Source organism: Gammaproteobacteria bacterium, from assembly GCA_028819075.1.
Taxonomy (GTDB): Bacteria; Gemmatimonadota; Gemmatimonadetes; order Longimicrobiales; family Gaopeijiaceae; genus BD2-11.
Genome location: JAPPMM010000028.1, coordinates 50,827 through 61,956 on the forward strand (window position 1 = coordinate 50,827; position 11,130 = coordinate 61,956).

At 65.3% G+C, this 11,130-nt stretch carries 5 protein-coding genes; all 5 read right to left on the reverse strand.

Going from position 1 to position 11,130, the window contains the following annotated elements; genetic code table 11:
• Positions 1–36: 36 nt before the first annotated feature.
• The gene (locus tag OXU32_06500) at positions 37–1,737 is read right to left on the reverse strand and encodes a D-aminoacylase (protein MDE0073615.1); all 1,701 of its coding nucleotides are present in this window, start codon (positions 1,735–1,737) and stop codon (positions 37–39) included.
• A gap of 80 nt (positions 1,738–1,817) precedes the next feature.
• Complete coding sequence (locus OXU32_06505; GenBank protein MDE0073616.1) at positions 1,818–3,185, reverse strand: CapA family protein; 1,368 nt, start codon at positions 3,183–3,185, stop codon at positions 1,818–1,820.
• Between the two features lie 34 nt (positions 3,186–3,219).
• Positions 3,220–6,339 (reverse strand): glycosyl hydrolase, encoded by a 3,120-nt coding sequence (locus OXU32_06510; GenBank protein MDE0073617.1) that lies wholly within the window; start codon positions 6,337–6,339, stop codon positions 3,220–3,222.
• An 84-nt stretch (positions 6,340–6,423) separates the two neighbouring features.
• The gene (locus tag OXU32_06515) at positions 6,424–7,767 is read right to left on the reverse strand and encodes a RagB/SusD family nutrient uptake outer membrane protein (GenBank protein MDE0073618.1); all 1,344 of its coding nucleotides are present in this window, start codon (positions 7,765–7,767) and stop codon (positions 6,424–6,426) included.
• Between the two features lie 16 nt (positions 7,768–7,783).
• Positions 7,784–11,032, reverse strand: a complete 3,249-nt coding sequence (locus OXU32_06520; protein ID MDE0073619.1) for a SusC/RagA family TonB-linked outer membrane protein — start codon at positions 11,030–11,032, stop codon at positions 7,784–7,786.
• Between the last annotated feature and the right edge of the window lie 98 nt (positions 11,033–11,130).

The window sequence follows — 11,130 nt, forward strand, 5'->3', positions numbered from 1 at the left end:
CCCTGACGGACGCATGAGCCTTCGTTGCTTCCGGCATCATCCGCCTCCTCGATAGCCCCACCCGCGAACCACCACGCCGGGCCTGGCATCCGTGATCTCTCCCTCATCCAGAACAACCTCCCCGTTCACCACGACGTACTCTACGCCCGTGGAATACTGGTGGGGGTCCTGATAGGTGGCGTGGTCCATGATGGTTTCCGGATCGAAGACAACAACGTCGGCGTAGAGGCCCTCGGCCAGGGTCCCGCGATCCTCGACCCCGATGTTCTCGGCCGCCAGGGAGGTCGATTTGCGGATCGCCTCCTCCAGGCTGATCACACCCAGCTCGCGGACATACCGGCCCAGGATCCTGGCATAGGTGCCGTATGCCCTGGGATGAGGCAAGCCGGCGGCGAGAGGCCCGTCGGGCGCGGCCAGCCTGCCGTCAGTCCCGAACGCCACCCAGGGCTGACGCATGGCCAGGCGAAGGTCATTCTCGTCCGTGAGCAGGGAGACGAACCCCGCGCCCCCTTCCTGAATCATGTCCATGATCCCGTCCTTCGGATCCTTGCCGAGGTCGGCCGCGATCTCATCGAGCATCATTCCCTCGTATCGCAGGTAGTTCTCGTTTCCCTGCACGTCGACGATCCTGAAGTTGACGGCTCCGCCGGCGCCCAGATACTCGTTCTCCCACTCGGCCGTCGGCACGTCGAGTTCGCGCTTGATGCTGTCCCGAATGGCCGAATCCCCCATTCGCCGCTCGATATCCGCGACTCCGCCTTCGCGGGCCCAGGGGGGAAGCAGCGCGCGCAGGCCCGCGGCCCCCCAGACGTAGGGGTAGATGTCGGCGGCGATGTCGAGACCCTCCTCCCGCGCCCGGTTGATGCGGTCCACCACCTCGGCCATCCTGCCCCAGTTGGCGACGTATGCCGCCTTCAGGTGGGTGACGTTCGTCCTGATGCCGGACTCGCGGGCGATGTGAAAGACCTCGTCGAGCGATTCGAAGAGGGCGTCTCCCTCGCTGCGCTGATGGGTCTGGTAGACGCCGCCGTAGCGACCGGCCACCTGCGCCATCAGCACCAACTCCTCCGTAGTATTGAAGCGGTCCGGGGTGTACATGAGGGCGGAGAACACGCCCAGCGCGCCGTCCTCCATGGCCTCGGCCGTCAGTCTCTCCATCTCGAGCAGCTCTTCCGGGGTGGCGGGGCGGTCGTCCAGCCCCACGGCCAGCTCCCGGATGTTCGCGGTGCCGACGAACGACGCGAAGTTGATGGCCGCCGGGTTGGCGTCGAGCCGGTCGAAGAACTCGCCGAGCGTGCGCCAGTCCGGCTCGATGCCGAAGCGCTCGTAGGAGGCGGCCCGTTCGGCGACGTACCGGTCGTCGATGGGCGCGACCGAACGGCCTTCTCCCTCGATGTCCAGCGTGATTCCCTGGGTCACCTTGCTGGGCGTACGGGGATCGACCAGGAAGTACCAGGAAGAGTGGCTGTGCAGGTCGATGAAGCCGGGCGCCACCACGTGTCCGGTAGCGTCGATCACGCGCCCGGCTTCGGCGTCGGACAGATCCCCGACGGCGGCGATGCGTTGCCCCCGGATGCCGACGTCGCCCTCGAACGCCGGGCTGCCGGTCCCGTCCACGATCCGACCGTTTGTGATGAGTATGTCGTATGCGCCCGAAGCCCCGTCCTGACGCTGACAGGCCGAAGGGAGTAGTGCCAGTGTGACCAGGAATGCCGCGTTCAGTTTGCCGGCTTGCATCTCTATTCCTCCATATCCTGTGTTGGGTGCTCGAAACACGGTTGTCCCGTCCCGTCGTCCTCTCCGTGGCGGGCTTCCTCCTACAACGCCACGTGACCGATCCCGTCCTGGTAGCTCATGCGCGTACCGTACGGCTCCGACAACCGGGCAAGGCTATCCACTATCGCCTCTCCCTCCTCCGCAGTTGCCATGATCGGGGTGCCACGCCAGTGGCGGGGCTCATGTTGTCCCATGACGACGGGGTAGAGCTTGATGTCGGTGACCTCGCTTCCATCCTCGAACGTGATGTACGGAACCACCGTCTCCCAATAGCGGTTGTCGACCACCATGTCGGCGAAGGCGTAGTCGAAAGCGAGTGACGGATCGAGCGTGTCGCGATCCAGGTTGCTGGCCACGAACTCCTCGGCCCCGATCTGGTTCACGGTCTCGTACTGGAATACGCCGTTGGCCAGGCTGTAGAAGATCGGTTTGCCGCGGTACATCTCGAGACCGCGGAGAATGTGCGGTCCGGTTCCGAAGAAGGCATCTGCCCCCGCGTCGATGCATGCGCGCGCAAACGTCACCAGGAAGCGGGCCGGCACCTCCCGGTCCCGGTAGCCCTCGTGGGCGTGAATCGAAACGATTACGACCTTCGAGTTCCGGCGGGCGATCCCGACGGCTTCGGTGATCCGCTCCAGATCCTCGGCGTTGGGCTCGCTGAAGATGTCGTTGGCGTCACCGCGCGTGAAACGGTTCCCCATGAAGTCGAGTGCGTCCGCAGCCGACTCGGCGTTTTCGTTACCGGTTGCCTCGGCGACCGCCTGGCCGACCTCGCGCAGCTGATCGAACTGTTCCGACTCGAGCTGATAACTCCGGCTCCAGCGGAGCGGATTGAGCCCTGGTCGTCCCTTGGCGTGCGGCGTCGTGTAGGCGGCCATGCTCCAGGAGGCGAACGTGGAGGCGCAGCTCACCTGGCCTACCCGTCCCCGGGGGCTGTCGAAATAGCCGGGCTTTGAAGCATACTGCATGTCCTGCCCGGAGCCGGCGTGCCTGAGCCCCGCGCGCTCGACGTTCCTGATGGTCTCCAGGACGCCCTCCTCTCCGTAGTCGGCCGTGTGGTTGTTGGCCATCCCGAGAAGATCGATTCCCATCCACGCAAGCTCCTCGCCGCCCCAGGGCTCGCAGATGATCGTCCCGTCCTGTCCCTTCCCCATCGGGTATCCGATGCGGTGGTCCATGATGTTCATCTCGCAGTTGGCCCAGGCGCAGTCGGCGCTCCGGAGCAGCTCGACCAGCTCCAGCAGACGGGGATCCCGCTGGTTGCTGATGCGGCGGGTCATGATGATGTCACCCAGCGCGGCGAGCGTCAGCTTGTCCGGTATCTCCCAGAGACCGCCCGGGACGAGGGGCGAGGCCCCCACGGCGGCCGCCGCGCGGCCCATCCCGCCCACGAATTCTCTCCTCTTCATCCGATCGCTCCCTTCGAGCTGCAGGTATCCCCGGTTACGGGACTATGCCCGGCACGCCTCGCCGCTTCGCCAGAGCGATGAGCGAGGGCAGGTCGTTCTCCATGAGGCGCTCCAGGTCCGAGAGCACCCCGGTGAGCTCGCGGTCCAGATCTTCGTACCGCTCGTACGCCGCGTCCGTGGGTCGGGCATCGGCGCTGAGAATCGTGTTCATGAGGAAAATGAGCTGGTTGTCGAGTTTCGTGCCGAAGTTGATGGCATCCTCCGCAGCCTCGAGTCTCGTCTCCCTCAGCGATTCTTCGACGCGGGTCAGCCCGGCCAGCAATGGCTCGGCTACGCGGGAGATCTCCTCTCCGACGCCCCTCGCCGCTGCGCGCTGCTCCAACTCCTCGATCCGGCTCCGGGCGGCGTGGATTCGGCCGATGCTCCGGTGTGTCTGGGTCGCCCGGTCCCGAATCCTGATCGCCAGCTCGAACTGCTCGACGAACTCGGCATCGGTCGTGGCCACCCGTGGATCCCGGAGCACCCGGAAGGACCGGGTCTGGTCGCGATCTCCCACCCGCATGCGCACCCTGTACGTCCCCGGAACCGCCCTGGGACCATCGGTTGCCCCCCAGATCACCAGCCCTCCGATGAGCTCGGGACCGGGATACCTGAGGTCCCACACCCATCGGTGCATGCCCGGATCCGTCCCGAGCGCGCCATCCTCCCCGTCGCTCGAGGCCGTCCGAATCACTCTGCCCGCCGAGTCGAGGACATCGAGCGTCAACTCGCCGCTGAGGGGCTCGCCCAGGTGATAGTGGACCACAGCGGCGTCCGGCGGGTTTTCGCCCACTCGCGGGCCGGCGGCGCTCGTCCCGGCCACTCGATATGCGACCCGGGGCGGATAGAGGTACGCCTCCGACGCGGCCACCTCGTCGGTGAGGTGATGCAGGGGCGTCAGATCGTCCAGAATCCAGAACGAACGGCCCTGCGTCGACACGGCCAGGTCCTGTTCGTGGACCGCGATGTCCGTGATCGGAGTGACGGGCAGGTTGAGTTGGAGGGGCTGCCAGCTTCCTCCGTCGTCGAACGAGACGTACATGCCGTACTCCGTGCCGGCGTAGAGCAGGCCGCGCCGACCGGGGTCCTCCCGCACCGCCCTCACGAAATGGTGCGGCGGAATGCCGTTCAGCCCGTCCGTCAGCAGGTCCCAGCTTTCGCCGTAGTCGTCGGTGCGGAAGATGTAGGGCCGGAAGTCGTCCTCGCGGTAGCGATGCACGGCGATGAACGCGCGGCCCGGGCCGTGGGCCGACAGCTCGACCATGTTCACCGTTCCCCATTCCGGCATCCCGCGAGGCGTGATGTCCTGCCAGCTCGCCCCTTCATCCCGCGAGATGTGCATCAGCCCGTCGTCCGTACCGGCCCACAGCAGGCCGGGCGCATGCGGCGACGCCTCGAAGGCGAAGACCGTCCCGTAGGTCTCCGAGGTCCAGTTATCGAAAGTGATCGGACCGCCGGAGTCACCCTGCTTCGTCTCGTCGTCCCGCGTCAGGTCCGGACTGATGATGGTCCAGCTCTGGCCCTCGTCTGTGGAGCGATGAACGAACTGGGACGTGTAGTAGAGGATGTCCGGATCGTGCGGCGAGAGCCGGATGGGGGCGTGCATCTGGTGGCGGTACTTGAAGTCGATGGCGGCCTTGCCCTCCCCGAGTTCGGGGTAGGTCATGATGCTGCGGGCCTCGCCGGTGGCGTGGTCGTAGCGCGTGATGGCGGCCTCGTTGTTGCCCGCGAAGACGATGTTCGGATTGTCGGGACGCACCGCGATATGGCCCTGCTCGCCACCTCCGACGGCATAGGAGTGCTCCGAGACGCCGCCGAGCTTCCGGCTCGGGATCGATATGGTCGTGTTGTCCTGCTGCCCCGCGTACAACCGGTAAGGGAACTGGTTGTCGAGGCTGACCCGGTACAGTTCGGCCGTCGGCTGATTCGCCTGCGTGGACCACGAGACCCCGCCGTTGAAGGTGACGGTGGCGCCTCCGTCGTTCCCCAGGACCATGATGCGGGGATCCCGCGGATTGATCCAGAGATCGTGGTTGTCCGCGTGAGGCACCGTGAGTCGCTCGAAACTCACTCCGCCGTCGACCGACCTGAAGAACCCGACGTTGAGTGCATAGATCGCGTTCTCGTCCACCGGGTCGGCGCGGATGTGCATGTAGTAGTACGCCCGCGACCGGATGCGCCGGTCGGTGTTGATGAGGCGGAAGCTCTCGCCCCCGTCGTCAGACCGGAACAGGCCCCCGTCGTGCGCTTCCACGATGGCCCACACCCGGTCCGGGTTCGCCGGCGAGATGGTCACCCCGATACGGCCCTTGATCCCTTGCGGCAGGCCTTCGGTCAACTCCTCCCAGGTGTCCCCGCCGTCCATGCTGCGAAAAAGGCCGCTGCCCTCTCCGCCGCTGCTCAGCGTCCACGGCTTCCGCACCGCCTCCCACATCGTCGCATAGAGGATCCCGGGGTCGGAGGGATGCATCGCCAGGTCGGCCGCTCCGACCTCCTCGCTCACGAACAGCACCCGCTCCCACGTGTTCCCTCCATCAGCGGAGCGGTATACACCCCGCTCGGGATTCGGCCCGAAGGCGTGCCCGAAGACAGCCGCGTATACCAGGTCGGGATCGTCCGGGTGGACCCGGATCCGCCCGATCTGCCCCGCGTTACGCAGTCCCAGGTGTTGCCACGTCCGCCCCCCGTCGACCGACCCGTAGATGCCGTCGCCTGCCGACACGTTGTGGCGGATGCATACCTCCCCCATCCCCACATACAGGACATTCGGATCGGACGGCGCCAGCGCCATCCCGCCCACCGATGCGCTCCCGAAGTATCCGTCCGAGATGTTGCGCCAATTCTCGCCGGCGTCGTCCGTCCTCCAGACGCCGCCGCCCGTGGACCCCATGTAGAACGTCGTCGGCCTGTCCGGAATGCCGGCCACCGCGGACACGCGTCCGCCTCGATAGGGACCCACCAGACGGTACTCGAGGGCCCGGAAGAGCGATACGTCGTATCGGGGACGCGAAGCCTCGGCCTGCAGGTCGCTCTGAGAAGCCAGGGCCGCCGGCAACGCCAGCGAAGTGAGCCCGACCAGCGTGACGACGCCGAGAAGACGGGATGCCTCACTCATCCAGGATGCCATTGCATTCTCTTGGGCGTCTCCCAGCCCCCGTCGATGCCTTGATGCCCTCCGATCAGAACGGCCCGCTACGCCTCAGCCGACGTTCGGATTGGATTCGCGTTCGATCTGCGTTATCGGGAAGAACACACCCGGCGTGTTGTAGGCTTCGGAGGTCGTCTGCCACAGGTTGGCCGGGTCTCCGTAGCGGTAGAGATCCCCCAAGCGCCGCCCCTGGAAGAAGAGGTTCACGAAGCGCGTGTGTTTGAGCAGGTCCGCCGTGCTCGCGGAGTACATGCCCGGGTCGAAGGGAGTCAGTCCGGGGGTCATCGCGCGCACATGGTTGATATGCGTCACGGCGCCAGTCTGGTCGCCCGACGCGAGAGCAGCCTCGGCCAGGATCAGGTGCATCTCCCGCGCCGACACGACGGTCAGAGAGCCCACATCCCGCGTCTCGGTCCAGTTGAAGATCAGGTCGGCAAGCACGGGATCCGGCATCTCGTCGATGATGTCGTTGAGGATGACGTCCACCGGCTTGCTCGAGCCGCGACCCGGGTAGGTGGCGAGATCGTCGTCGAACCGAAGCTCCTGCCGGTTGTTGATCTGTCCTCCGACGTAACTCGTAACCGTCGTCGCGCTATAGGCGAACTCATACTTCCAGTCGGAACCGCCGACCAGAGCTAGCACGGCCGCTGCATCGGAGTTTGCGCCGGAGTCGTTCACCCACGGGTCGGACGGGGCCATGCCTGGAGGATTCAGCTTGTGCCACACGGCCGCGGCGAACCTCGCGCGCGCCCGCTGCGCGAGCAGCTGGAGCTCAAGGTCGCCGGCTCCCTCGGACCGGGCGATCGCCAAGCCGTTGGTAAGGTATTCGATGGCCGTCGTGTACATCTGGCTCATGTTGTCCGCGCCGATCGGGGCCGCCGCTTCCGCTCGGTCGGACAGGACGAAGTCGTCCCAGCTGTCTCCGATCAGGGTGTAGACGATCCCGCCGTAGAGGTAGGCCCGGGCGAGGTCGGTCGCATCGAGCAACTCCCCGGCCGACTGGAACCCCTCGAGTTTGCCAATCGTCTCGTCCGCGAGCCAACGGGCCTGCCCAAATGAGATCCAGGCCGCGTCCACGAACTCGTTCAGGGGGTCGCTGATCGTCCCCTGGTCCAGTTTGAGCCATCCCTGCCGGGAACCGATCCAGCGCACTTCGTCCGTGGCCGTGGAGGTGAGAGCCAACATCCTCGACCATGACTGGGCCACGGACGAGAGCGTGCCGTTTACAAGTGCCGATGCCGCCGACGGAACCTCCAGGTCGTCGGCATTCACGTTGTTGGGGTTTTCCACGTCGAAGAGCCCCGTGCAGCCGGCCGGCCCTAGGACCAGCAATGCGAAGAGAAAGGAGCCTCGACCAAGGGGCCGCCACCGCAGTGCATTCAAGTGCCGCTTCATCGTTCCCTCCTGTCTCCTAGAAGCCCGCGCGGAACCCGATGGCAAACCGCCGCTGCTGCGGTAAACCGTACATGTCCACGTTGAGCAGGAAGTTGCTCTCGAGCCCATCAATGCCGATCTCTCCGTATCCTCCACCACGGCCAGCGTTGTTCGCTTCCGGATCGACCCCGTAGTAGTCGGTCCACAGCAACAGGTTGCGACCCGTGGCTGTGACGGCGAGGGTCTCCAGGCCGAGTCGGGACGCCAGCGACGAGGGGACGTCGTAGGTGAGGCTCAACTCTCGCAGCCGGATGTAGTCGGACCTGTCGACCACGTTGAGGCCGCTTCGCGGCGACAGGCCAGTGATCGCGGTGGCCCACTCCATCGCGGCTTCGAGTCGCTGCTCGGCCGTGCTGGCCGGGTTGTTCATCGTGGCCTCGACCCGCGCAGACCGCGGGGTGTTGCGAGACCACGAGCCCTCTTCCCTGAATGCGTAGGTCAGGTTGTAGGTGTGCACATTGTACGCGTACTCGAACAGCGTAGAGAACCTGAAGTCTCCGAGGAACGAGCCTCTGATGCCGAACGACCCCTGCCAGTCCGGAATGGGCTTGCCCTTGTAGTGATCCAGGGGATCGCCGTCACCGTCCTCGTCCGCGAGGAGGGGATCAAGACCCAGGTCGTCGAGGTCGCGCGGCTCGGAGAGGTATCTCAGGTATTCTTCTCTCGTGTCGGGCTGGCCGTCGCCGTTCGAGTCGAACGGCACCATGCCCGAACCTACCTCCAGGAGCTGCGCTCCCAGGAACGCTCCCGGCGAGAACCCCTCGGCCAGGAAGTTCCGGTACCGGGGGTAGGAGCCTCCGACCTTGATCGGTGGAGCGCCGCCGAGGTCTTCGACCACTTCGTCCAGATACGCTCCGTTCACGAAGGCGTCGAGCGAGAAGTTGGGCCTGTCGACGAGGTATGCCGCGATGCCGACGTCGAAGCCCTTCGCACTCAGCAGGCCGATGTTCACGAGCTGCGTATTGATGAAGCCGCCGCTGACCGGAAACTGCCGGGCAACCAGCGCGTCCACCACCTCACGGTTCCAGTAGGTCACGTCGATGGAGGCCCGGTCGTTGAAGAAGCCCGCTTCGCCGCCGACCTCCCACTCTGTCGAGACCTCGGGATTGAGGTCCGGGTTGCCGAGATTGTCAGGCTGGAGCCCTGGTCCTTCCGCTGAAGGGAGGGGGGAGAAGGTCGTGAACTTGTCAAACGCGCCGGGTTGGAGACCTGACTTTCCTATGGCGGCCCTGAGGCGGAACGTCGAGAAGGTGGAGCTCTCCCAGGCGGATCTCTGGCTGGGTACGACGGACAGGCCCGCCTTCGGGTAGAAGGCCCGACCGGCTTCCTGGCCGAAAGCGCTGTGTTTGTCGAAGCGACCGCCTACTGTCGCGAAGACGAAGTCCTGATAGCCGAGCTGATTCTGGACGAACAGTCCCGCATTCACCTGCTCCAGGACCTGCTCGAACACGCCCTGATCCGATGCGGCTCCGACCACGTCGAGTCCCGGTCCCGGAAAGACCTCACCGAAGGAGGAATGGATGCGCTCCTTGTTGATGAAGGCCTGTCCGCCGACCACCGTGTTCGAGGTCAGGTCGTTGTTGACCTGCCAGTCCCAGATTCCCTTGACGTCGGTCGTGAGTTGCCTTTGAACCCGATCGCTCACGGCCCGCCGGCCCTCGGTATCATTGCTCGTGAAATTGTCCACGTTCCACCCCAGGGGAACGAGGGTGGAGCCGAATTCGCTCGTGAAGTCGACGCCGAAGGTGCCGTCGAGGCTGAGGTCCCAGGCGTCACGCGACAGCGCATTCCACTGCGTCGACAACGAACCCGTGTAGTGTCGGACATTCTGCTGGGTCTGAATCTGGGAGGCCTCTCGCGACGTGGCGAAGAACGTTGACGCCAGGGGATTGCCGGGACCGTCACAGATGCCGAAGCTCACGCGGTTCGAATCACCGCACGTTCCCTCGTTGGGGTTCGCGTCGTTGATGAGCCCGATTGGGCTGTAGAGCGTGTTGTTGTTCTGGGGGACCTCCATGCGCCGATCGGTGAAACTCGACGTGAGCCCGACGCTCAGCCCCTCGACGGGCAGGAGCTGAACGCTGGCAGAGGCCTGCGCCTTGCGATCGGTGTCGCGGGTCGGCCCCAGTTCGGTGAAGCCGAATGGACCATCCTGGAACCCGTAGGTACCCGAGAGGAAATAGGTCACCGCATCCGTGCCGCCCGACACCGACAGGTTGTTGTTCGTGTTCCAGCCGTTCTCCACGCCGAAGTGGTAGAACTCGGGAATGCTGTAGGGCTCGTAGGGCCGGATCGTGATTCCGTAGAAGCTGCTGAGGCGGGCCGCGTCCTCCGCTGACGCCGTCCAGCCCGAGAGCGGGTCGTAGGCCGCATCCATGTCGTAGTTGGAGGCGCCCAATTCGCTGGAAAGGGTCCAACGCGGCGCCCCGCTACGCCCCCTCTTGGTGAAGATCTGGATCACTCCGTTCGAGGCCTCCGTGCCGTAGAGCGTCGCCGCGGCGGCCCCCTTCAGAATCTCGACACGTTCGATCGACTCGATCTGGATGTCGTCCAGGCGTGAGGGCTGACCACCGCCGCCCGTGTCGATGTACGGAGAGTGGTATCCTCCACCCCTGTCCACTCGGACGCCATCGACGTACACGATCGGCTCGTTCGACTGGGAGAGAGAGGCGCTTCCCCGAATCCGGATTCGTGCGCCTTCGCCTGTCACCCCGCCTTCAGGCATGGCGATCACGCCGGGCTCGCGGCCCTGGAGGATCTCGGAGAAGGACAGGGTCGGCGCGTCCTCGAGCTCGGTGACGGAGATCGCTGCGACCGTGTTGCCCAGCTTGCGCCGCTCCGTCTGCTGCCCTGCGCCGGTGACGACGATCTCATCCAGCTGCAGGGCCGTCTCTTCGAGATCGAAGGTCACCTGGACGGTCTCGCCCGACTCCACCTGGACGGTCTGGTCCACCCTGCGATAACCCAGGTACTCGGCGCGGACCACGTGCTCCCCGGCAGGGACGTTCAGAAGTAGAACCTGCCCCTCGGCGTTGGTGAGCGAACCGATGCTCGTGTCGACCAGGTAGACCTGCGCACCGACAATTGCGCGCCCCGATCCGGCATCGCGCACCTCTCCTGCCAGTGTGCCCGAAGCCTGCGCCATCAGCGGAGCGCTACCCCAGCCCACAGCAAGGCAGGTGATGAGTGCGATTCCTGCGGTGCGTGAGAACTTGTCAAACGCCATGATTCTGCCTCCTTCATGGGGCAAGACGTCTTGGAAGGACCCCAACCTCGGCAGGTTGCCGATTCGGCTGGAAGATCTATCGCGAACGCTCATCTCTC

Coding starts and splice junctions, on each gene's coding strand:
- OXU32_06500 (MDE0073615.1), bottom strand. CDS start 1,737: ATGCAAGCCGGCAAACTGAACGCGGCATTCCTGGTCACACTGGCACTA.
- OXU32_06520 (MDE0073619.1), bottom strand. CDS start 11,032: ATGGCGTTTGACAAGTTCTCACGCACCGCAGGAATCGCACTCATCACC.
- OXU32_06505 (MDE0073616.1), bottom strand. CDS start 3,185: ATGAAGAGGAGAGAATTCGTGGGCGGGATGGGCCGCGCGGCGGCCGCC.
- OXU32_06510 (MDE0073617.1), bottom strand. CDS start 6,339: ATGAGTGAGGCATCCCGTCTTCTCGGCGTCGTCACGCTGGTCGGGCTC.
- OXU32_06515 (MDE0073618.1), bottom strand. CDS start 7,767: ATGAAGCGGCACTTGAATGCACTGCGGTGGCGGCCCCTTGGTCGAGGC.